The organism is Arthrobacter sp. MMS24-T111 (assembly GCF_054888995.1).
Map to the genome: position 1 here is coordinate 933,367 of NZ_JBTZRO010000001.1, position 22,376 is coordinate 955,742.

The following is a 22,376-nucleotide window of genomic DNA, read 5'->3' on the forward strand; positions in this document are numbered from 1 at the left end:
ACTGCCCGGACCCGCAGCAAAAAGCGAGGCCGACGACGGGACGCAACTCCCGCCGTCGGCCTCACCTTTGCGGGCCGGACGCCCTACTGGCCGGCAGCACCGGTGGGCGCGGCGGTTGGCGCGGCAGCACCGTTGTTGCCGTTGCGGCGGCCCTGGCCGGGCGTTTGGGTGCCGGAGGCGTCGCCGGCACCGGCCCCGGCACGGCCGTTGGTTCCCTGGAAGTTGCCCACGTTTGTCCGGCCGGCCCGGGCACCGAGGTCAAGCTGCTTCTGCACCATCGAGCCGCCGAAGAATCCGGCCACCACCAGCAGTACGCAGACCAGGACTTTCGTGGTGCGGCCGGGCGTGTACCGCTTCCTGGGAATGAAGGGTTCGTCGTCGGCCTGGACTTCGGCCGGCTGGTCCCGGAACGGCCCGTGGTCCTCGCCGGGGGCGGTCAGGGGAACGGGCAGCGCTTCGGTGGCTGCGTCGGTGTCCGGGGTGTATGGGCTGGAGCTGTTCACGGGTTTCCTATTCATAGCGGAGGGCATCGATGGGCCGCAGCTTCGCGGCCTTGTTGGCGGGGTAGACCCCAAAAACCAGTCCAATGACGGCTGAAACCGCCAGGGACAGCCAGGCTGTCCAGGCCTGCACCTCGGGCTGGACGCCGAGCACGGGGAACGCACTGCCCGCGAAGCCGACGGCAATCCCGGCCACCCCGCCGATGACCGAAATCACCAGGGATTCGATCAGGAACTGCGTCACGATGCTGCCCCGGGACGCGCCGATGGCCTTCCTGATGCCGATCTCCCGGGTCCGTTCAGTCACAGTGACCAGCATGATGTTCATGACGCCGATGCCGCCGACCAGGAGGCTGATGGCAGCCACCGCGCCCAGCAGGATGGTCAGTGTTTGGGTGGTGTTGGTGGCGGTGGTGAGGATCTGCGCCTGGTTGCGGACCTGGTAATCCCGGTTGGTGGAGTCGACGTGGTGGCGGGCGTCCAGGATCATCTGGATCTCGTTTTGGGCCTGGTTCATGACGTCCGCGGAGGCTGCCTGCACCGTAATGGACGCGAGTGTGGGCGCATAGCCGGTGAACTTGTTCTGCGCGGCGGAGAACGGCACCACCACGATGTCGTCGGGATCGTTCAAGCCGGTGGAGCCCTTGACCGCGAGCACGCCGGACACCGTGAAGTTCTGGCCGTTCAGCTGGATGGTCTGGCCGACCGCGGAACCTGTGGTGGCGCCGAAGAGATCACTGGCCACCGTGTTTCCGATGATGGCCACCGGGTTCCCTGCCTGCTGGTCGGCTTCGGTGAAGGACGCCCCGGACGCCATGGCGCTGTTGGTGATATCGAAGTACGAGGACGTGGTCCCGAGGAAGCTGGCAACGGAGTGGGTGGCGCTGGTGTACGTTGCCGTGACACCCTGCGCCTGGACGATCGGCGCCGTGCGGGCCACATCGGGGGCCAGGACGGCATCCGTGAGGGCGTGCTCGTCCTCAAGGGTGAGGTTGGTGCTGCGGGTACGGCTTGCCCCGGCCTGGCCGCCGGTGCTGCGGCCGCCCACGCTGGTGGAGCGGCTGACGGTGAGGACGTTGGTGCCCAGCTTGCCGATCTGGGCTTTGATGTTGTTGCTTGTCCCCGCACCGACCGCGAGCAGGATGATGACGGCGGCGATGCCGATCAGGATCCCCAGCGTGGTGAGGACGGAGCGCAACTTGTTGGCGGCCACCCCGGAGAGGGCGAAACGCGCCGATTCGAGGAGGTTCACGGCGCCACCGCGAAGGTTCCCGCGGGCACCGGCTGCTGCCTGACATCGGAGACGATCCGGCCGTCCTGCATACGCACCACCCTGCCGGCCCGCTCGGCGACATCCATTTCGTGCGTGATCATCACGATGGTCCGCCCGCTGGCGTGCAGGTTCCCGAAAAGGTCCAGGATCTCGGCCGAGGACCGCGAGTCCAGCGCCCCCGTGGGCTCATCGGCCAGCAGGAGGACGGGGTTGGTCACCAGGGCCCTCGCAATGGCCACTCGTTGCTGCTGGCCGCCGGAGAGCTGTGACGGCTTGTGGCCGGCGCGGCTGGACAACCCCACGGTATCGAGCATGGCCAGTGCGCGGCTGCGCCGCTCGTGGCGTCCCACCTTGGCGTAGGCGAGCGGCATGGCCACATTGTCCACCGCCCGGGTCCTGGAGATCAGGTTGAAGTTCTGGAACACGAAGCCGATCTTGCGGTTGCGGATCTGCGCTTGCTGGTACTCGTCCAGTTCCCGGGTATTGATGCCGTCCAGGTGGTAGCTTCCGGTGCTGGGCGCGTCGAGGCAGCCGATGATGTTCATCATCGTGGACTTCCCGGACCCCGAGGCTCCGATAATGGCCACAAAGTCGCCCTGCTCGATCGCGATGTCCACGGCGTCCAGCGCGCGCACCTCTGCCTCACCCTTGCCGTAGACCTTGCTGACGCCGGACAGGTCGATGACGGCTGCCACGGTCACTGGCCGCCGTTCCGGGTGCCGCCGCCGCGGGTGCCCGCGCCGCCCAGTCCGCCGGCGCCGAATCCGCCGCCGGTGGACGTGCTGCCGGTGTCAAGCGTGCTGGAAATGGCCGGAAGCTCCACCTGGTCCCCGTCAGCCAGCCCGGTCAGGACCTGGGTGCGCCCGTTGGCGCTGATCCCGGTGGTGACCGTCACCGGCGTCGGGGTGCCGTTCTTGAGGACGTTGACCGTTTGCCGGTTCCCCGTGGTGGTGATGGCGAGGCTGGGCACCACCAGGGCGTCGTCGGCCGTGGCGGTGGTGACCGAAATGTTGGCGCTCTGGCCCAGGCGCAGTCCGGCAGGCGGGTTGGCGATGGAGACCGTCACCGGATAGGTGACCACGCCGTTGGTGGTGCTTGAGGTCTGGGCTATGGAAACCACCTTGCCGGTGACGGGTGGGGCGGCAGGATCCTGGGCCAGGGCGGGGAAGGTGAACTGGGCCGTCTGGTCCGGCTTCATGCTGGTGACATCGGACTCGGAGAACCCGGCCACCACCTGCAGGTGGCCGGTGTCGCTGATGGTGACCAGGCCGCTGCCGGAGCTTGACCCGGCGGAGGACGCTGCCCCGGAGGACGCGGACGTGGCCGCTCCGGTGCCCCCGCTGGCGGCGGACCCTGACGACGCTGCCGGGGACCCTGAGGAGGATCCCGTCAGCGCACCGGCCGTTGCGGTGACCGACGTGACGGTTCCGGTCACCGGCGAGGTCAGGTTGCACGCGGCGAGGTTCGCTTTGTCCGTCTCGACGGCGAGCTGGGCACTGGTGACATTCGTCCCCCCTGCCGAGGCCGCCGCGTTTTGGGCATTGCCCAGGGCAGTGGTGGCGGAGGCAACCTGCTGCTTGTCCTTGAGCTGTGTGGAGGCGGCTTGGTTCTGCGCCTGGGTCAGCGCGGCCTGGTCCTTGGCCAGCTGGTTCTGGGCCGCCGCCACCGGGTCGGTCCAGTTGGCAGGCTTCGGGGTGGGGGCGGCCACGGCCTGGGCGGCGGTCACGGCAGCGTTGTCGGCATCAACCGCTTTCTGGGCCGCGGCCACCGCAGCGGACTGCTGGGAGGAGTCCAGGCCGGCGGACTGCTGTGCGTTCACCAGGGTCTGGTTCGCCGTTGCCACCTGCCCGGCGGCGGATACCTGCTGCTGGTTGGCCTGTGCCGCCACCGAATCCAGCTGGGCCTGGGCCGCGTTCAGGGCGTTCTGGGCGTTGGTGGGATCAATGGACACCAGCAACTGTCCGGCGGTCACCTGCTGGCCCAATGTCGCTGCCACCGATTGGATCACGCCGCTGCAGTTCTGGGCGCTGACCACCGTAGTGGTTTGCGGGGCGACATTGCCCGAGGCCGTGGCCACCGAAGAAATGGCCGCCTTGCCCACCGTTACCGTGCGCGCGGACGCCGACGGGGTGGTGGAGCCAGCCGCCGTGGCCGTGAGGTAGGTGCCTGCGCCGAGGGCAAGAATGACGGCGCCCAGGCCCAGGTTGATAACAAGGGATTTTGAGGTCATGGCTGGACCTTAAAAGGGGCACCTGAAGAAATGCCGTGAAAATGATGGGAGCGGGGCGCAGGGGACCTTTTGTGTCGTCGCCCCCGGTTCATCCCGTCGGCGAATCGACCTAACCGCGGGCGGTAAGGTCGGCGGAAATGAATTTCGCGGTCGCCACGATTTCGCGTGCCACGGAAGCCAGGTAGGCGTCCCGGTCCGGTTTGGCTTCCACCGACTGGGCCTGCAGGGACACGTTGACCGCTGCGACCACCTTGGAACCGTCATAGACGGGGGCAGCCACGGACATGAGGCCCAGCTCAAGCTCCTGGTCCAGCAGGCACCAGCCTTGTGCCCGGACGGTCTCCAGCACGGCCAGCAGCTCCGGGACGCTGCCCAGGGCGCGGGGGGTGAGCGGCTTGACGTCGGCCGCCGCCAAATAGGCCTTGAGCTCCGGCGCCGGCAGGTGGGCCAGCAGGACGCGGCCCATCGACGTGGCGTACGCCGGGAAGCGGGTGCCCACCGTGATCCCGATGGTCATGATGCGGCGGGTGGTGACCCGGGCGATGTAGGCAATGTCCGTACCGTCCAGTACGGCGGCGGAGGTGGACTCGCCCAGCTTCAGGGAGAGCTCCTCGAGGTGTGGCTGGGCCAGCTGCGGCAGTGACAGTCCGGAAAGGTATGCGTATCCCAGCTGGAGCACCTTGGCCGTCAGCGCGAACGTCTTCCCGTCGGTCCGCACGTAGCCCAGCTCCACCAGGGTGTGCAGGAACCTGCGCGCGGTGGCCCGCGTCAGGCCGGTCCGGCCCGCCACCTCGGTGAGGGTCATCACCGGCCGGTCGGCATCGAAGGCGCGGATCACCGCCAGGCCGCGTGCCAGCGACTGGACGTACTGGTCGCTGGCCTGCGGTGCGGCCTGGGTGTCTGTGCGGACGGCGTCGGTCATGGTCACCAATTTTAGGGGTGCTGGGATTTCGACAGGCCCACCACCGGCCGGAGCCGGTGGTGGGCGCCGGCTCAACCAGCGGCGGCTGCGGCTTTGAGGGGGACGGGGAGGAGTTCCTGGAGTTCTTCGAGGGTGGTGCCGAAGGTTTCGCGGACGGTGATGCCGTGGGGGCCGGTGAGGAAGACGGCTTTGTCGGTGTAGACGCGGGTGACGCAGCCGACGCCGGTGACGGGGTAGGTGCAGGCCTCGACGATTTTGGAGGCGCCGTCGCGGGTCAGGAGGGTCATCATGACGAAGACGTCCTTGGCGCCGGTGGCCAGGTCCATGGCACCGCCGACGGCGGGAATCGCCCCGGGCGCCCCGGTGTGCCAGTTCGCGAGGTCACCGGTGGCCGAGACCTGGAAGGCGCCCAGGACGCAGATGTCCAGGTGCCCGCCGCGCATGATCGCGAAGGAATCGGCGTGGTGGAAGTAGGACGCGCCGGGCAGCTCGGTGACGGGGATCTTGCCGGCGTTGATGAGGTCCTCATCAATCTCCCCGCCCGTGGCTTCCGGGCCCATGCCGAGCATCCCGTTCTCGGTGTGGAGGGTGATGTTCTGTTCCTCGGTGAGGTAGTTGGACACCAGGGTGGGCTGGCCGATCCCGAGGTTCACGAACGAGCCCGGGGCGATGTCCCGTGCCACGAGCCGGGCGAGGTCGTCCCGGCCCAGGGGCGTCTCGGAGGTCTTGATGCTGGTTCCGGTGAGGCTCATCTCAGGCCACCTTTTCTGCTGCGCTGCCGCTGCGGGCAACTTTAACCACGGTGTTGACGTAGATGCCGGGAGTGACCACGTTCTCCGGGTCCAGCCCGCCGGTCGGGACGATCTCGGAGACCTGGACGACGGTGTGCTTCGCCGCCGCGGCCATGATGGGGCCGAAGTTCCGGGCCGTCTTCCGGTACACCAGGTTGCCCTTGCCGTCCGCTTTCAGGGCCTTGATGAGGGCGACGTCGGCGTGGATGGGGGTCTCGAAGACCTGCCCGCGCCCGTCGATGATGCGGGTTTCCTTGCCCTCGGCCAGCATGGTTCCGTATCCGGTGGGCGTGAAGAACCCGCCGATCCCGGCCCCGGCGGCGCGGATGCGTTCGGCAAGGTTGCCCTGCGGCACCAGCTCCAGCTCAATCTCCCCGGCCTTGTACTTGGCATCGAAGTGCCACGAATCGGACTGCCGCGGGAACGAACAAATCATCTTCCGCACCCGGCCTTCCTTGATCAGCAGGGCCAGGCCCTGATCGCCCTGCCCGGCGTTGTTGTTCACCACGGTCAGGTCCGTGGCCCCGCACTCCAGCAGCGCATCGATCAATTCGAACGGCTGCCCGGCATTGCCGAACCCGCCGATCATCACCGTGGAACCGTCCTTGATCCCGGCCACGGCCTCCCGGACCGAATCAACAAAAGTCAGCATTTTCCTAGCCCTTCACTGGTTTTGCCGGCAGGGCGGCGGTGACGTTCTCGAGCACCACAGCCAGGCCCTGGCCCACGCCAATACAGATCGCGGCGACGCCCCAGCGCTGCCCGGAGGCCTGCAGCGACCGGGCCAGGGTGCCCAGGATCCGGGTGCCGGAAGCACCCAGCGGGTGGCCCATGGCGATCGCCCCACCGTGCCGGTTCACGATTTTGGGGTCAATCCCCCAGGCATTGATGCAGGCCAGGGACTGCGCAGCAAAGGCTTCGTTAAGCTCGACGGCGCCCACCTCGTCCCAGCCGATCCCCGCCTTCGCGAGGGCCTTGTTCGCCGCCTCCACCGGGGCGTAGCCAAAATACTGCGGATCATTCCCGTGCGCGCCGCGCCCGGCGATCCGGGCCAGCGGATCCAGCCCCAGCAGCCCGGCGGCCGCCTCGGACCCGATCCACGCCGCGGACGCGCCGTCGGACAACGGCGACGCGTTCCCCGCAGTGACCGTGCCGTCCTCAGCCCGGAACACCGTCTTCAACCCGGCCAGCTTCTCCGCCGACGAACCCGCACGGATGCCCTCATCCCGCACCAGGTCCGTCCCGGGCACCGGGGCGACCAGGTTGTCATAAAACCCCTCATCCCAGGCCGCGGCGGACAGATTGTGGCTGTTGGCGGCAAACTCGTCCTGCGCCTCCCGCGTCACGTTGTACTTCTCCCGCAGCCGCTCGGTGGCCTCACCCAGGGAGATGGTCCACTCCTTCGGCATGGCCTTGTTCACCAGCCGCCACCCCAGGGTGGTGGAGGCCAGGGTCATGTCCCCGGCCGGGTAGGGCTTCTCCGTCTTCGGCAGCACCCACGGGGCACGGGACATCGACTCCGCCCCGCCCACGAGCATGAGATCGGCGTCGCCGGCGTTGACCTGCCGGGACGCGATGATCGCCGCGTCCAGCGACGACCCGCACAGCCGGTTCACCGTAGTCCCCGGGATCGACACCGGAAGACCAGCCAAAAGGGTCCCCATCCGGGCGATGTTCCGGTTCTCCTCACCGGCACCGTTAGCGTTCCCGAACACCACCTCATCAATCCGCTCAACATCAAGCCCGGGAGCCCGCTGCACAGACTCCCTGATCACATGCGCGGCAAGGTCATCCGGCCGCACCCCGGCAAGACCGGAACCGAACTTGCCAAACGGGGTGCGCACAGCGTCGTACACAAAAGCCTGGTTCACGGGTTGGTATCCATTTCTTTGAAGACCTGCTGGGCAGTTTTGAAGGCGGTATTGGCGGACGGGACGCCGCAGTAGATGGCGGTCTGCAGCAGGATCTCCTTGATCTCGTCCCTGCTGAGGCCGTTGGTGATGGCCGCACGGATGTGCATGGGCAGCTCCTCCCAGTGGCCGTGGGCCACCATGGCAGTGATGGTCACCGCGGAGCGCATCCGGCGCGGGAGTCCGGGCCGGGTCCAGATGCCACCCCACGCAATGCGGGTGATCATGTCCTGGAAGTCCTCGGTGAATTCGTCCTTGTTGGCGTTCGCCCGGTCCACGTGCGCGTCTCCGAGGACTTCGCGCCGGACCACCATGCCGCCGTCGTAAATTTCCTGGCTGGTGGCGCCGGGCTGGACCACGCCGTGGCGCTCCGGGCCGGCGTGCTCGGCGGCGTTCATTTGGCGGCCTCCCTTGATTCGGTCCAGCCGATAAGGCTGCGCATCAGGTCCGCGACGTGGGCGGGGGCTTCGGCGGGAGCGAGGTGCGAGATGCCTTCCACCGTCACCGCGGTGGCAGTGCCGCCCCCGGCGGTGATGCCGGTGGCCACTTCGTCCGCCATGTCCGGCGTAGCCACGGCGTCCAGCGCGCCCGCAATGACCTGGGTGGGGACGGTAATGCCGCCGAGTTCACCGCGCACGTCGAAGGCTGCCAGCGCTTCGCAGCAGAAAGCGTAGCTGAAGCGGTCGGCATCGCGCAGTGAATGCAGGAGCCGGCTGCTGAACTCCGGTTCGCGGTCCATGAAGCCGGGGGCGAACCACCGTTGGGCGGAGCCCTGGATCATCACGGGCGTGCCCTGGGTGCGGACCGTTTCGGCGCGCTCCAGCCAGCCTTCGGGGGTGCCGATCTTCGCGCCGCTGTTCTGCACGGAGAGGCTCTTGAGCCGTCCACCGTGCTTGATCCCGAGCTGCAGCCCCACGGCGCCGCCCAGGGAGACGCCGGCGTAGTGGAAGGCTTCGTCCGGGGCGATGGAATCCACCAGGTCCACGACGGCGTCAGCCAGGGCCGCTACATCGAAGGGTTCCGTTGCGGCGGGTGAGACGCCGTGCCCGGGCAGGTCCCAGGCCACCACGTCGTAGTCGTTGCCGAGCAGGGACGCCGCCCGGTTCCAAAGGATGGACGATGTGCCCAGGGAAGGACCGACCACCAGCAGGGGGTGGTCGCCCAAGGGTCGCTGGGGTGAGAGCAGCGCTGCTTTGACGGCCGGTTTAGCCACGGGAAGCTCCGTTCGCGTTGGGGGTGCGGGTGACAAATTCGGGGAAGGCTGCCAGGATGCGGCGGGAAATCTCCGCCGATTGGCCCAGGTAGCCGGCGGGATCCAGGAGTTCCTCCAGCCGGGCGTCCGGGACGGCGTCAGGGGGGACTGCCTCCCGGAGCAGTTTCCGGTAGGTTGCCGCCTGCTCCCCTGCCGGTGCCTGCAGGGTCCGGTCCACCACGTCCTGCAGCTGTTGCTTGCCGCTGCGGCCGGCGTTCTCCACCAGCAGCGGCGCGATGGCGGCACTGATGCCCTCCGCCAACAGCAGCGGACCGGCGAGGTCCAGGTTGCGGCGCATGGCGTCCGGGAACACCTGCAGTCCTTCCGCCAGTTCGCGGAGGTGGCCGGCGGCCCCGAGGGTGAGGGACAGGAGCTGGCGGAGTGCGGGCCATTCGGTGTGCCAGGCCCCGTCCGGGCGCTCGTCGTTGAAGGTGGCGGCGGCCAGGTGCAGCTGGGAAGCCAGGCCGGGGGCTTGGAGTGCGGCGCTGCGAACCAAAACGGACAGCACGGGGTTCTGTTTTTGCGGCATGGCGGAGGACACGCCGCGGCCGGCGGCGCGCGGCTCTGCGACCTCGGCCACCTCGGGCCGGCTCAGGAACAGGACGTCAGCGGCAATCTTGCCGAAGGCATCCAGGACGGAAGCCAGGGCGTGCCCCAGGGACGTGATGGCCAGCCGGTTGGTGTGCCAGGGGGCCGGCGCGGGGGCCAGTCCCAGCTGGGCTGCCAGGGCATCGGCCAGGGTAAACGGGGTGGCAGCGGAGCCACCGGTCAGCACGGTTCCGGCGGCCAGCGTTCCTGCCGCGCCGCCGAACTGGACCGGGAACCCAAGGGCCGCCAGCTGCCGCCCCGCCGCCGCCACTCCCTGGAACCACTGGCCAGCACGGAGCCCGAAGGTGTACGGAAGCGAGTGCTGGGTCAGGCTCCTGCCCACGCACAGCGTGTCCGCATGCTGCCCCGCAAGGTGCGCCAGCGCCGTCGTGGTGCCTTTCAGGTCCGCCAGCACCGCGTGGACGGTATTGCGGGCCAGCAGCATCAGGGCCGTGTCCAGGACGTCCTGGCTGGTCAGGGAGGTGTGCACGGCCTTCGCGGCACCGACTCCGGCGGCATCGAGCGCCGCCACGTTCTTCCGGAGGTCCGCCAGCAGCGGGATCACCGGGTTGCCGCCACCCTGGGCGCGCAGCGCGATATCGGCGAGGTCGTAGCGGCCCGCCTCGGCAGCGGAGGCGACGACGGCGGCGGAACCGGCAGGCGCCAGCCCGGCCCTTTCCAGCACGGCGGCCCAGCCGGATTCGACGGCGAGAATAGCCGCCAGCACTGCCCGGTCCCCCGTCAGCGCTGCCACCAGTGGTGACGCTGACACGGGACTGAGCAGTCCGGCGTCGGCCTCTTCCGCGAAGCCGCGCAGATCTCCCAGGGCGGCGTTGGTCACTGGAAGTCCAGGAAGACCGTCTCGCCCTCGCCCTGGAGGCGGATGTCCCAGGTGAGGCCGCCGTCCTCATCGCGGCGGGCAATCAGCGTCTTGCGGCGTTCGGGATCCAGCGAGCTCAGCAGGGGGTCGTTGGCCAGCGCCTCGGTGTCTTCCGGCAGGTAAATGCGGGTGAACAGGCGGTTGGTCAGGCCGCGGGCGAAGATCGCCACGGAGATGAACGGGGCCGTGCCCGGCTTGGTGGGACCGGGGTTCACCGTGGTGAACGTAAAGACGCCGGAGTTGCCCACGGCGCCGCGGCCCCAGCCGGTGAAGGTGTAGCCGTCACGGACCAGGGAACCGGTGCGCTGGACGACGTTGCCGCGCGCGTCGGGCTGCCAGATTTCAAGGATGGCGTCCGGGATGGTGTGGCCGGCGCCGTCGTAAACGGTGCCCTGGAGGCGGATGGAGCCGGGCGAGCCGGGTGCCAGGAGCTCGTTGTCCTTGTCGAACGGGAGCGCGTAGCCATAGAACGGGCCGACGGTCTGGCCCGGGGTGGGAACAAGTTTGGTGCTCATTTTCCTATTCCTCGTCACCTTCTGCGCCGAGCGCTTCGTTTTCGGTCCAGGTCCGCTTGGGCCCGGTCAGGACGATGTCCCAGTTGTACCCCAGCGCCCATTCGGGCTCGGTGAGGCTGTGGTCGTAGGTGGCCACCAGCCGGTCGCGGGCGTCCTGGTCCACGATGGTCTGGTAGATCGGGTCCAGCGGAAAGAGCTGGTCGCCGGGGAAGTACATCTGGGTGATGATGCGCTGGGTGAACTCGGTGCCGAACAGCGAGAAGTGGATGTGCGCCGGGCGCCACGCGTTCAGGTGGTTCTTCCAGGGGTAGGCACCGGGCTTGATGGTGACGAACCGGTACGAGCCGTCCGGGCCCGTGATGCAGCGGCCGATGCCCGTGAAGTTGGGGTCGATCGGGGCCGGGTGCTGGTCACGCTTGTGGATGTACCGGCCTGAGGAGTTGGCCTGCCAGATCTCCACCAGCTGTCCCGCCACCGGACGGCCCTCGCCGTCCAGGACCTTGCCGGAGACGATGATCCGCTCACCCAGGGGTTCGCCGTTGTGCTGGATGGTCAGGTCGGACTCCAGGGCGTGCACGTCCTGGTGCCCGAACGCCGGCGAGTAGAGCTCAATGGTTTCGGGGTCGGCGTGGTGCAGGCTCTTGGTGGGGTGGCGCAGGATGCTGCTGCGGTAGGGCGGGTAGTCCAGCCGCGGCTGGGTCTCAGGCAGGCCGCCGTCTTTGAGGGCCCGCTGGTATGCCTCGCCAATGGCGTTGATCTCTGCGCTGAGGTCCGCCTGCGATTCGATGGCCTTGTCCAGTGGCTGGTGGGCAGCCTTCGGTTCGGCCGGGGGCACGAGTTCCTCCGACTCCAGCTCCGCGGTGATGTCTTCCGGCATGGCTGGCTCCTTTCTCATCTGTTGGGTTTGTAGTGTCTGTGGTTTGGGTTGGCTCAGCTGCGGTGCAGTGAGTCGTACTGCACGGCGTGGCGCACCGGGGCGTTGGGTGCGCCGTAACCGTCGTAGCTGCCGCGGCGTTCCACCATTTCGAAGAACACGCTGCCAACGGTGGCGGTGTAGAAATGCAGGAATTCCCCGTCCGCGTCCCGGTCGAAGAGCAGGTTGAGTTCCTGCAGCGTGGCCAGGAATCCGGGTTCGAGGTCGAACCGTGCGTCCAGGTCTTCGTAGTAGTTGGCGGGGATCTGCAGGAACTCGAGGCCCTTGTCGCGGGCGGCGCGGGCCGTGGCCACGAGGTCGTCCACGGCGAAGGCGATGTGTTCCTGGTACGTTTTCTGGCCGTGCGCCTGCTGCACCGGGGCGAGGTTGAGCACCAGCCGCACAGCTCCGTTGGAGGTCTGCATGACCTGCGAGCGCACCAGGCCGCTGGGGCTGGGCACCTCGGCGAACGGCTGGGGCTCCAAGGCCAGGGCGCTGGTGTAGAAGAGGACGGCTTCGTCGAAGTGCTGCCACGGCTGGGCAAGGTTGACGTGGTCAATCACGGCCCGGGCTCCCGCGGAGGGGTGTTCGAGGCCTTCGCCGAACTCGTGGGTCCAGGCGGCGGTGCCGTCCGGGCTGCCCTGGCAGAGGAAGATTTCGGTGGAGTCCGGGGCGGCGATGCCCTGGAAGACTTCCTCGTCCGCCTGGACCTTGCGGGCCACCACGGGGGCCTTGAGCTGCTGGGCCCGGGCCGAGGCAATCACGGGGGAATCGACGTCGAACCCCAGCGCGGCGATGGCGGGTTCGGCGTGCGAGGCCGCCTGTTCGTTGATGATCACGCGGGCCTGGCCCATGCTCCAGAGCTGGACGTCCTTGGTGCGGTGCCGCCCCTCGAACGCGAAGCCGAGCTGGCCCAGGAGCTTCTCCAGCTGCGCGGTATCGTCAGCCTTGACCTCGGCGAAGTTGAACCCGGCCGGTTCGTTGACCTTGGGCAGGGTGGCCAGTTCCATGGGATAACGACGGCGGGGCGCGACGCCGCCGGGAACGGTGCCGGCGGCGGGGGCGTCCGCGAGCCAGTTGGCGCTCTGTTCCTCCAGCCAGATGAGCGACCGCATGGCATCGACGGCCGTGCGGTCCACGTCGGACTGCCGGAAGACGTCGTTGAAGACCTCCAGGGAAACCGGGCCGGTGTACCCGGCACGGACCACGTGGCCCATGAACTTTGCCAGCTCGAACTGGCCTTCGCCGGGGAAAACCCGGTAGTGGCGGCTCCAGGACAGCACGTCCATGGAGAGTTTGGGGGCGTCCGCAACCTGGACGAAGAAGATCTTGTCCGGGTTGATGGTTTCGATCGGCGCCGTGTCCCAGTCCCGGGAGAGGATGTGGAAGGAGTCCAGGCAGGTCCCCAGGTTGGGGTGGTCCACGGTCTCCACCAGCCGGTAGGCGTGTTCGTAGTCGTTGACGTACTTGCCCCAGGCGAGTGCCTCGTACGCCACCTTGACGCCGTGGTCCCCGGCCAGCTGCGCCAGCCCGGCGAGCTGTTCGGCGCGCAGGGCGTCGTCGTCGATGGTGGCCGTGGCGACGTTGGAGCACACCAGGATGGTGTCCATGCCCAGGCGGGACATGAGCTTGAACTTCGCCTCTGCGCGCCGGAGGTTGGCCTTGAGCAGGTCCGGGGTGACGCCGTCGAAGTCCCGGAACGGCTGGTAGAGGTCCAGGCCGAGGCCAAGGTCGGCTGCCATTTTCCGCACGTCCTCGGGGCTGAGGGGCGAGGTGACCAGGTCCTGCTCAAAAATCTCGATGCCGTCGAACCCGGCGATCGCGCAAGCCTGCATCTTTTCCTTCAGCGTGCCGGACAGGCAGACGGTGGCGATTCCCGTACGCATCAGGCTGCCACCTCCTCGGCGGCCACAAGCTCCAGGAAGTGTGCCCGCATCCGGTCCGGGTCTGCGTCCTGGCCGGTGAAGATCCGGAAGGCGTCCGCTGCCTGGCCCACGGCCATCCGGCCGCCGTCCAGGACCTCGCAGCCCTTGGCGCGGGCCCCGCGGACCAGTTCGGTCTCGATGGGGCGGTAGACGATGTCCGCGACCCAGTGGCGTTGCTCCAGCAGGTCCAGGTCCAGCGGCAGGCCTGGGTGGGCGGCCATCCCCACGGGGGTGCAGTGCACCAGCCCGTCCGCCAGCGGCATCAGCCGCGGCAGGTCCGCCGGCGTGCCTGCCGTGATGGTGCTGTCCGGGAAGAAGCCCTGCAGCTCGGCGGCCCGGGCAGCCGCCCGGGCCGGGTCCATGTCCACGAGGTCAAGGGTCCGCACGCCGGCCGTGAGCAGGGCATAGGCGACGGCGGATCCGGCGCCGCCGGCGCCCAGCTGCACGACGCGGTCCAGGCGGGCTCCGGGGAGGCCGGATGCCAGGGCGGCGGCGAAGCCGGAGAAATCGGTGTTGTGCCCGATGAAGCGGCCGTCCCGGATGACCACGGTGTTGACGGCACCCAGGCGGCGGGCATCCGGGGAGATCTCATCCAGGTGCTCCAGGACGATCTGCTTGCAGGGGTGGGTGATGTTCAGGCCGTTGAAGCCCAGGGTGCGTGCACTCTGCAGGATGGTGCCGACGGATTCGCCGGACAGTCCCAGGTCAAGGAGGTCAATGGGGCGGTAGAGGTAGCGCAGGCCCTGCACATCCCCTTCGCGTTCATGCATGGGAGGGGTGAGTGATGGCATGACGCCGTCTCCGACCAGTCCTACGAGGTAGGACTCAGTTCGATTACTCATCCGTGCAGCTCCTTTGGTAACGGCACCGGAGAGCTGCGTCCACGCGGGGAGCGGCTTGTCCGGTGATAGGGATTACAGTACAGCATTTGTTCACTGTGCGCACTCTAGTTCGAGATACGAACATAGTTGGTGGACCGCAGGCTTTGTTGGCGCGACTCGAGGCGGTCAGCCGCGCTGCGGCAGGCGGTCAGCCAGCTCTGCGGCCGCCTCCTGCAGGACGGGAACGTGGGCCTCCAGCTCTTCAAGGCTGAGCCGAAACACGGGGACTGCCGTGGCCAAAGAGGCGAAGGCATGCCCTTGGCTGTTGAGCAGCGGGACGGCCACGGCGCGCATACCGGCCTCGTTCTCCTCGTCCATGACCGCGTAGCCGCGGCGGCGCACTTCATCGATTTCCCGCCGGAAGGCGTCGCGGTCCGTGATGGACCGTTCGGTGAGGGCCTCCAGCGGAAGCTCCGAGAGCAGCCGCTCGCGTTCCGCATCGTCGGCGAAAGCCACCAGGGCCTTGCCTACGGCAGTGGTGGAAAGTGAGCCCAGGTGGCCGGGGTCGCTGGTGACGCGGAAGATCTGCGGGCCGTCCACCTTGCTGACCGTGAGGTGGTGCAGGCCGTCGCGGACGCTGAGGATGGTGGCCTCCCCCGTCCGCTCGGTCACCCGCCGCAGGATGGGCAGGGAGGTGCCGGCGAAGCCGTGATGGTTGGAGACCCGCTGGCCGAGCTGGAAGATCCGCAGGCCCAGGTGGTAGCGGCGGCCCTCCGGCTCATAATCAACGAAGCCGTCGCGCGCCAGCGATCCCAGCAGCCTGTACGTGGTGCTGAACGGCAGCTCCGCGCGCCGCGAGATTTCCGCGGCGCTTGCCCCCGGGGTTCGTCCCCCAGGAGGACCAGCAGGCTGAGGGCCTTGCCCACCATGTCCGGGCGCTCGGCAGCCTTGGTGGCGGCCTTGGGTTCGGGAGGCAGGGCATTGACGGGCGTCTGGCCGGGGACAGCCGGGCCGGGACCAGTGGATTCATCGTCGGCCACTGTGGTTTGGTTCACACTCATAACTCGATGTTGCCACAATGTGAGAGCTATTTCTAGATCGTGAGTATTTTCTTGACAAGTGACTGCCCTCACAGTCATAGTTTCTGTATCGCAAAAGTAGCTCTCACCATGTGGCTACAAATTGCCGGGTCTTTCCGGACTCCAGCCGCATCGCGCCGCCCGCACCCAGGCAGCGGCGGCTGCGACCACCAGATCCATCCGCGACAATGTCGTCACACCAAAGGAACACCATGAGCCAGACACTTCCGTCCGCCGGGGCGGGTGCCCTCACCTCCGGCGGGACGCCCAAGAAGGCAGCCCTTGCCAGCTTCCTCGGCAGCGCCGTCGAGTATTACGACTTCTTCATCTTCGGCTCCGCGGCCGCCCTGATCTTCCCCAAGGTCTTCTTCCCCGACGCCGACACCAACGCCGCGATCATGTCCTTTGCGACGTTCGGATTCGCCTACGTGGCCCGGCCGGTGGGCGCCATCATCCTGGGCCACTTCGGTGACCGGGTGGGCCGCCGCAAGGTGCTGATGTTTACGTTGTTGCTGATGGGCGCCTCCACGTTCGTGATCGGCTGCCTGCCGGACTTCAAGACCGTCGGCTGGTGGGCTCCCGTCCTGCTGGTGCTGGCCCGCCTCTGCCAGGGCCTCTCGGCCGCAGGCGAGCAAGCCGGCGCCTCCTCCATGACGCTCGAGCACGCCCCGGACAACCGCCGCTCCTTCTTCACCTCATGGACCCTCACCGGCACCCAGGGCGGCCAGATCCTCGCCGCCCTCGTCTTCATCCCCGTCCTGGCCCTGCCGGACGAGATCAAGTTCGGCATCGGCTGGCGCATCCCATTCTGGCTCAGCGCCGTTGTGGTGGTGGTGGCGTTCCTGATCCGGCGCACCCTGCACGAACCGCCCGCGTTCGAAGAAGCCCGCAAGACCGCCCAGATCGCCAAGCTGCCCGTCGCGGATCTGCTCAAGGGCCACTGGCGCGACGTCCTCCGCGTCATCTGCTGCGCGTTCATCGCCGCCGTGTCCACCGTGTTCGGCACCCTGGCCATCAGCTATGCGAAGACCGTGGCCGGCGTGGACGGCACCACCACCCTGTGGCTCGTGGTGGGTGCAAACCTGGTGGCCCTGGGCACGCAGCCACTCTTCGGGATGCTGGCGGACAAGATCGGCCGCAAGCCCGTCTTCATCTACGGCGCCGTGGCCAGCGCAATCCTCACCCCGGTGTTCCTGCTCAGCCTGGAGTCCGGCAGCATCCCCTTGATGTTCCTGGCCGCCATTGGCTACTTCTCCGGCGGCTACGCGGCAGCCAACGCGGTCTGGCCGTCCTTCTACGCCGAGATGTTCAGCACCAAGGTCCGCTTCTCCGGCCTGGCCATCGGCACGCAGCTCGGCTTCCTGATGGCAGGCTTCGCCCCCGCCATCGTTGCGGCCATGGGCGGCATCCAGCCCGGCGGCTGGGTACAGATCTCCGTCTTCACCGGCATCATCTGCGCCATCGCCGCCGTCTCGGCCCTGACCGCCAAGGAGTCTTTCCGGACCCCCACCAGGCTGCTGGGCATGACGTAACAGCAGTTTCACCCGACTTAACAGCAGGCGAAGCCCGCCACCCCAGGAATGGCCAGGGGTGGCGGGCTTCGCCGTGACATGCGGAAGGACCACCGGAAAGCGGCTAGATCGTGCTCGGCGACGCCTCTACGGCGCTGGCAGTCTCAAAATTCCGGCGCTTCCTCATCAGGACTGCGAAGTAAGCGGCAGCAGCCGCCCCAACCAGCCCGAAACCCGCGGTGACAAGGAAGAACAAGTTGTTTGCTCCCGTCACATCGTCGCCGAAGGCAGTGTAAATCGCGCCGCTGATCTGCGGAATAACGATGTCGGGGAGGTAACCCACGAATGAGATGATCCCGATGGCGATACCGGTCGCCGCGGCGGGGACACGGCAATCATCAAGCAGCGACCAGTAGATCCCACGGATTGCGTACAGGAAGAGGCCAACTACCACCACTAGCACGTAGGCCAGGCCAGTCGAACCGCTTGGCAGGAAGCCCAGGCTGATGAACCCCAGGGCTGCGACAACCAGTGAGACCGCCAAGACCCGGCTCTTGCCGAGCCGGTCTGCGAGGAACCCTCCTCCAAAGCCGCCGATTGGACGCATCCACAGGACGATCACCGTCACTACGCCCGCATTTACCGGGGTCACGGCGTGATTCACGTTGAGGTACCCGGAGAAGTAGTAATGTCCCCAGAACAGCGTGTAGCCACAGAAGAGGACCAGGCTCATTACCCATACCTCGCGGATCTTCAGGATCCTCCGTACCGCGGCGAACGTCGACTCTACCGGTTCTCCGTTGGACCTTGGGCTCTTTTGCTGAGTATCGGAAAGTACGAAGAAGACCAGCACGGCGATGAGGATGAGTACGGCACAGTACATGTAGACCACGGCTTGGAAACCCGCCCGGGTCTGCGTGATGTCGGAGGTTCCGTCCCCGGCAAACAGGGCGAAAAGACCGACTGCGCAGCTTGCCAAAATTGCTTCCACCAGTCCCCGGCCACCGTCAAGCGCACCAAAATAAGTACCTTCCTCATTCTTGTCCGCCAGCAGGCTGACAGTTTTGAGAATTGCACTCCAGAATGTAAAGACTGTGGCAAATCCCCAAACAAGGTACACGTAGACCAAGGTGGATTTATCCGGCACCTGCGCGTAGAAGAGGCCCGTGACAGCGGTGAGCACCAGCGAGAACGTAATGAGGTACCGCACGGAGATCTTGTCGGCCAACCATCCGCTGGGTATGTAGCCGATCACGAAGATGATCCCCAGCATGGAATAGAGGCCCGCCAACTCTGAGTTGCTGAGGTGGAACACGGTCAGGATCGTGGATTCAAAGTTCTGTCGAAGGTACACCAGCGGATAGATTGAGCCCGCCGCGAGAATGAGCAAAACAAGCTGAAAAATCTTCTTTGATTTGCCGAGCTTGAGCATGAAACGGCTCCTTATTTGTCAGATAGTATTTTGTGGATTTTTTCCAGAATGGGATCAGTGTGCATCGGTATTTCGGCCGCAACCGTGCACAAATGCCCGTACAGGGCGGCGTTCAGTGGTGTGGGTTCGAAGCGGTCCTCGCGCCGCACCATATGGGCAGATGCGGAGTCGAAGTCCGGGTAGATTCCACAGGCCACGGCAACGCAGATGGCGGCGCCGAGTCCTGCGGCGTTCCGGACAACATTCCGGACCACTGGAATGTTGAAGACGTCGGCGAAGATCTGCATCATGAGATCGCTGTTTGAGCCGCCACCAGAGATAACAAGCGTCCGCAGATCCACGTCTCGTTCGGCGGTCATGGCAGCCATGTTTCGCTTCATGGTGAAGGCGATGCCTTCCAGGACGGCGCGATACATGTGCGCGTAACCATGCCGTTCGTCAAAGCCGATGAACATTCCCTTCTTAAAGGGCTTGTCCGGCGGCGCGAGCCAGTCGAGAACGCACAGCAGGCCATCGCTTCCGGCCGAAATGCCGGAAGCCAACCTGTTCAGGCGCTCCTCGGCACTGATCCCGTCTTCTGCCGCAGCAAGGGCGTTCTCCGCACCAAACAGGTCCCGCAGCCAGGAGACAGTCCACATGCCCCGCCGAATACCGCCGCATTCGTATATGTAGCGGTAAGGCTCGGCCGCAAAGTTCGAGAAGTATGTCTGCGGTTCGGCCGCAAGTTCCTTCCCAACAACCATGCCGGCAATGTACGTGCCAAGCGAGACAAGGCCGGTTGCGTCGTCGCGGAGGCCGGAACCCAGTGCCTCAGCCGCCTTGTCGTTGGCGGTGTGGACCACAGGTATCCCTTGGGGGATTCCGGTGTGCTCTGCAAAGCCGGCGCTCACAAAACCGCCCACGTCGCCCGGCATCTGCAACCGGTACAACATGTCCCGCGGTACATTGAACGACTCGAACTTTGCCTGGTCGTCAAACCAGTCCCACGTGCGGACATCCATGGGCCAAGGGCCAACGTAGTTGGCCGCGGTGTCCGTGAGCTCACCGGTGAGCCTGCCCATTAGATACCCCGAAGCGGTGGTGACGTAAGAGACGTCGTCGTTGTTGTGCTCATACGCCCTGGAGAGACGGTGGTCCATCCAGCTTTGGACGGGCTCGGCGAGCGTCCCGTCCGCGCGAACAAGGGCCCGACAGCACCGGATGGTGCACAATCCAACGCCGATGATGTCCTTGGGATCTCCGGGAAAGGCTTTCATCGCCCGGGAGGCTGCGGCAACGATGGAGTCGTAAAGGTCGTCGTCAGGGTGTTCCGCTATACCCGCCCCGGGGGTGTGCATGGGAGCCAACGGCTCACTTGCCTCGCATACGATGTGGCCGTTCGTGTCGAAGATGACTACCTTCGAGCTTTGGGATCCACCATCAAGTCCGATGATGTAGTTGGTGGTCATGTCATTTCCTCATCTGCTTTGACGGCGCCTAGCGCACCAGATAGCCGCCGTCGACACTCAGGATGTGGCCATTGACGTAGTCGGATGCCCGGCTGGCCAGGAATACTGTCGCGCCCATGAGGTCCTGGGTCTGCCCCCAGCGGTTTGCCGGGATGTGGTCCAGGACCCGGCGATTGGCCTCCGGGTCAGATCTGGTGGCAGTGGTTAGTTCCGTTGCGTAGTAACCGGGCGCGATGCCGTTGACCTGCACACCGAACTGGGCCAACTCGTCGCAGTAGGCCTTGGTGAATCCTGCAATGCCATGCTTGGTGGCTGCATACGCCGGTGACCATTGTCCTCCGAGGAATGTGAAGACCGAGCAGATGTTGATGATCTTGCCGCTGCCCTGCGGAACCATGTGTTTGGCGCACTCGTGGGACATTTCGAAGGCTGCCGTTAGGTTCAGAGCTACCATGGGGTCCCACTGTTCGCGGGTGTAGTTGAGGACGTCGGGTTCGTTGATGCTGCGTCCGGCACAATTGACGAGAACGTCAACGCTTCCAAACTCGGATATGCAGGCATCCACAACCTTTTTAGGGTTTCCCTTTTCCGTGATGTCGGACATGATGTAGGCGTATTTTGCGCCGGCTTCCTCAACCATGGTCGCCGTGCTGCCATCGTCAGGCATGATGCTGGCTGCCAACACGTTGGCTCCCGCCTTGGCCAGCGCAAGTGAGAAGGCTTGACCGAGGCCGGTATTTCCACCGGTGACGATCGCATTCTTGCCTTTCAATGAGAAAAAGCTCATTTGAAAATCGGCAATGTTAAAATCGGGCATACAAACTCCCTGGTTCTTAATTGGTAATGATCTGGATCAGAGAGGGAAGATTGTCCCCGGGTTCATGATTCCGTTCGGGTCGAACGCAGTCTTGAGAGCTTCCAGCATGTACAGCGAGGAACCGTATTCTTCTGCGAGAAAGTGCGTCCGGTGCTTGCCCACACCGTGGTGATGGCACATTGAACCACCGAGCTTGAGCGTTTCCTCCACAATGATGTTCTGGATTGGGTCGTGGTAGACAGTGCGTTCCTCGGTGGGGTCCACGTCTATTTTGTAGTAATAGACGAAATACATATTCGTTCCATTGAGATAGCTGTGGCTGGAGTGGCCGCCCAAGAGGCTGAATTGTGCCGGCACTTCCTTCCGGATTCGTGCAAGGGCATTGTTGTAAATGTCGTTGATGACACTCCAGTTTCCGGAGATTTCAGTGGTGAAGCCGTTGTTCAACGTCTCGCGTATCTCCACCCTTTCCTCTTCGATTTTGGAGACGTCCCAGTTCAGGTGGTTGAACCAGTCCTCGATCAGCGAGTCTGCGACACGTTCTGCCGTAGTGAAGGAGGAGACAATCTGCTCGATGGCTTTCCCGGTGGCATCGGCGATGAGCTCTGGACCCTCCGCCATGAAAATCAGTACGCAACGGCCTTCGGAGAAATGCCCGAAGTGGTACAGCCCGTCCTCCTTGTCGTAAAGGCGGGCAACAGAAGGCTTGTAGCCCTGGGTGACTACTTCCCGGAGGATTTCGAAGCCGGTCTTCATGTCGTCCAGCAGGTAACCGTAGAACCGGTTGTTTTCCGGGAAGTAGCGGAAGATCTTGACACTAACCTCGGTGATGAAGTTGAGGGCGCCCTCGTTTCCAAGCACCAAGTGGCGGATGTCCGGGCCGGCCGCCCGGCGCGGGACGTTTTTGATCCGGCAAATCTCACCATTGGCAAACACGGTCTCCACGCCGACGAGCATGTCCTCGATGCCACCGTAAAGAGTCGAGAACTGTCCAATGGACCGCGTTGCAACGAGGCCGCCGAACTGCGCGATTGGCTTGGACTGCGGGGAGTGCCCGGTGGTGTAGCCGATCTTTCGGAGCTCGTCCTCAAGATCCTGCAGCCGGACGCCGCACTGGACCGTCGCCAGCATGTTCTCGGTGTCGATGCTGATGATCTCGTTCATTAGGGAACCATCAACAACCACAGAATTCTCGACGACTGTTTCAAGGCCGCCCTCGGTTGCTGAGCCTCCGGTTTTGGGTACGACGCTGATTCCGTATTCGTTCGCCAGTTTTAGTACTGACGAAACTTCTTCCGGGGTACCGGGCCGGACGACTGCCGCCGGGAGGGGCAATGAATAAATACCAAAGACATTCTCGACTTTGTAATAGCGGTCAACGCTGTTTTCCCGAAGCGTCTGCTCATCCGTGATGACGCGGTCGCTGCCGAGGATATCGACGTAGGCGCTTACGATCTCTTCGCGTTTGAGGGTTGTCAATTTGTCTGTTTCCGTTCGTGTTAGGCATTCGCGCTTTTGCGTGCTGACTCAACCTCCACCTTGTCCTGGAAAGGCACAAAAAAGAGAACA

The 22,376-nt window shown here is 65.6% G+C and carries 20 protein-coding genes and 1 pseudogene; 1 reads left to right on the forward strand and 20 read right to left on the reverse strand.

Translation table 11 applies throughout. The annotated features are described in order from the left end of the window. Positions 1-83 precede the first annotated feature (83 nt). The 16 genes and pseudogenes from ACX5I6_RS04220 to ACX5I6_RS04295 all read right to left on the reverse strand — a co-directional run bounded on the left by ACX5I6_RS04220 (position 84) and on the right by ACX5I6_RS04295 (position 15,581). The gene (locus tag ACX5I6_RS04220) at positions 84-503 is read right to left on the reverse strand and encodes a hypothetical protein (RefSeq protein WP_461839578.1); all 420 of its coding nucleotides are present in this window, start codon (positions 501-503) and stop codon (positions 84-86) included. 7 nt (positions 504-510) lie between these two features. After that, the gene (locus ACX5I6_RS04225) at positions 511-1,752 is read right to left on the reverse strand and encodes an ABC transporter permease (RefSeq protein ID WP_461839579.1); all 1,242 of its coding nucleotides are present in this window, start codon (positions 1,750-1,752) and stop codon (positions 511-513) included. After that, positions 1,749-2,474 carry an ABC transporter ATP-binding protein gene (locus tag ACX5I6_RS04230; RefSeq protein ID WP_461839580.1) on the reverse strand — a complete coding sequence of 242 codons (726 nt, stop codon included), beginning with the start codon at positions 2,472-2,474 and terminating at the stop codon, positions 1,749-1,751. Before ACX5I6_RS04230 ends, ACX5I6_RS04225 begins: the two co-directional genes overlap by 4 nt. Continuing rightward, positions 2,471-4,003, reverse strand: a complete 1,533-nt coding sequence (locus tag ACX5I6_RS04235; RefSeq protein WP_461839581.1) for an efflux RND transporter periplasmic adaptor subunit — start codon at positions 4,001-4,003, stop codon at positions 2,471-2,473. Before ACX5I6_RS04235 ends, ACX5I6_RS04230 begins: the two co-directional genes overlap by 4 nt. 109 nt (positions 4,004-4,112) lie before the next feature. Further along, positions 4,113-4,925: an IclR family transcriptional regulator domain-containing protein gene (locus tag ACX5I6_RS04240; protein ID WP_461839582.1), complete on the reverse strand. Its 813-nt coding sequence runs from the start codon at positions 4,923-4,925 to the stop codon at positions 4,113-4,115. A 71-nt stretch (positions 4,926-4,996) separates the two neighbouring features. Beyond that, a complete protein-coding gene (locus ACX5I6_RS04245) occupies positions 4,997-5,677 on the reverse strand; it encodes a 3-oxoacid CoA-transferase subunit B (RefSeq protein ID WP_461839583.1) in 681 nt (226 codons plus the stop codon). Between the two features lies 1 nt (position 5,678). Next, positions 5,679-6,368: a 3-oxoacid CoA-transferase subunit A gene (locus ACX5I6_RS04250; protein ID WP_461839584.1), complete on the reverse strand. Its 690-nt coding sequence runs from the start codon at positions 6,366-6,368 to the stop codon at positions 5,679-5,681. A gap of 4 nt (positions 6,369-6,372) precedes the next feature. Next, entirely contained in the window at positions 6,373-7,587 is a 1,215-nt protein-coding gene (locus ACX5I6_RS04255; RefSeq protein ID WP_461839585.1) for a thiolase family protein, read from the reverse strand. Continuing rightward, positions 7,584-8,024, reverse strand: a complete 441-nt coding sequence (gene pcaC, locus ACX5I6_RS04260; RefSeq protein ID WP_461839586.1) for a 4-carboxymuconolactone decarboxylase — start codon at positions 8,022-8,024, stop codon at positions 7,584-7,586. Before pcaC ends, ACX5I6_RS04255 begins: the two co-directional genes overlap by 4 nt. Next, positions 8,021-8,839, reverse strand: a complete 819-nt coding sequence (locus ACX5I6_RS04265; protein ID WP_461839587.1) for an alpha/beta fold hydrolase — start codon at positions 8,837-8,839, stop codon at positions 8,021-8,023. Before ACX5I6_RS04265 ends, pcaC begins: the two co-directional genes overlap by 4 nt. Continuing rightward, the gene (locus ACX5I6_RS04270; protein ID WP_461839588.1) at positions 8,832-10,307 is read right to left on the reverse strand and encodes a lyase family protein; all 1,476 of its coding nucleotides are present in this window, start codon (positions 10,305-10,307) and stop codon (positions 8,832-8,834) included. The genes ACX5I6_RS04265 and ACX5I6_RS04270 overlap by 8 nt, the downstream gene beginning before the upstream one ends. Continuing rightward, positions 10,304-10,861 (reverse strand): protocatechuate 3,4-dioxygenase subunit alpha, encoded by a 558-nt coding sequence (gene pcaG, locus ACX5I6_RS04275; protein WP_461839589.1) that lies wholly within the window; start codon positions 10,859-10,861, stop codon positions 10,304-10,306. The genes ACX5I6_RS04270 and pcaG overlap by 4 nt, the downstream gene beginning before the upstream one ends. 4 nt (positions 10,862-10,865) lie before the next feature. After that, the gene (pcaH, locus tag ACX5I6_RS04280; protein WP_461839590.1) at positions 10,866-11,738 is read right to left on the reverse strand and encodes a protocatechuate 3,4-dioxygenase subunit beta; all 873 of its coding nucleotides are present in this window, start codon (positions 11,736-11,738) and stop codon (positions 10,866-10,868) included. A gap of 53 nt (positions 11,739-11,791) precedes the next feature. After that, positions 11,792-13,660 (reverse strand): bifunctional sugar phosphate isomerase/epimerase/4-hydroxyphenylpyruvate dioxygenase family protein, encoded by a 1,869-nt coding sequence (locus ACX5I6_RS04285; RefSeq protein WP_461839591.1) that lies wholly within the window; start codon positions 13,658-13,660, stop codon positions 11,792-11,794. Further along, positions 13,660-14,541: a shikimate dehydrogenase gene (locus tag ACX5I6_RS04290; protein WP_461839592.1), complete on the reverse strand. Its 882-nt coding sequence runs from the start codon at positions 14,539-14,541 to the stop codon at positions 13,660-13,662. The genes ACX5I6_RS04285 and ACX5I6_RS04290 overlap by 1 nt, the downstream gene beginning before the upstream one ends. A 165-nt stretch (positions 14,542-14,706) precedes the next feature. Next, positions 14,707-15,581 (reverse strand): annotated as a pseudogene (locus ACX5I6_RS04295) (IclR family transcriptional regulator). 230 nt (positions 15,582-15,811) lie between these two features. Here ACX5I6_RS04295 and ACX5I6_RS04300 point away from each other — a divergent pair. Further along, a complete protein-coding gene (locus ACX5I6_RS04300) occupies positions 15,812-17,131 on the forward strand; it encodes an MFS transporter (RefSeq protein ID WP_461839593.1) in 1,320 nt (439 codons plus the stop codon). Between the two features lie 103 nt (positions 17,132-17,234). Here ACX5I6_RS04300 and ACX5I6_RS04305 read toward each other — a convergent pair whose 3' ends face one another. Genes ACX5I6_RS04305 through ACX5I6_RS04320 form a run of 4 tightly spaced genes read right to left on the reverse strand, consistent with a single transcriptional unit; the run spans position 17,235 to position 22,286 of the window. Continuing rightward, a complete protein-coding gene (locus ACX5I6_RS04305; protein WP_461839594.1) occupies positions 17,235-18,542 on the reverse strand; it encodes an MFS transporter in 1,308 nt (435 codons plus the stop codon). 11 nt (positions 18,543-18,553) lie between these two features. Beyond that, positions 18,554-19,990 (reverse strand): FGGY-family carbohydrate kinase, encoded by a 1,437-nt coding sequence (locus ACX5I6_RS04310; RefSeq protein WP_461839595.1) that lies wholly within the window; start codon positions 19,988-19,990, stop codon positions 18,554-18,556. Positions 19,991-20,018: 28 nt separating this feature from the next. Then, the gene (locus ACX5I6_RS04315; RefSeq protein ID WP_461839596.1) at positions 20,019-20,807 is read right to left on the reverse strand and encodes an SDR family oxidoreductase; all 789 of its coding nucleotides are present in this window, start codon (positions 20,805-20,807) and stop codon (positions 20,019-20,021) included. Positions 20,808-20,843: 36 nt separating this feature from the next. Beyond that, positions 20,844-22,286, reverse strand: a complete 1,443-nt coding sequence (locus tag ACX5I6_RS04320) for an FAD-binding oxidoreductase (protein WP_461839597.1) — start codon at positions 22,284-22,286, stop codon at positions 20,844-20,846. Positions 22,287-22,376: the final 90 nt, after the last annotated feature.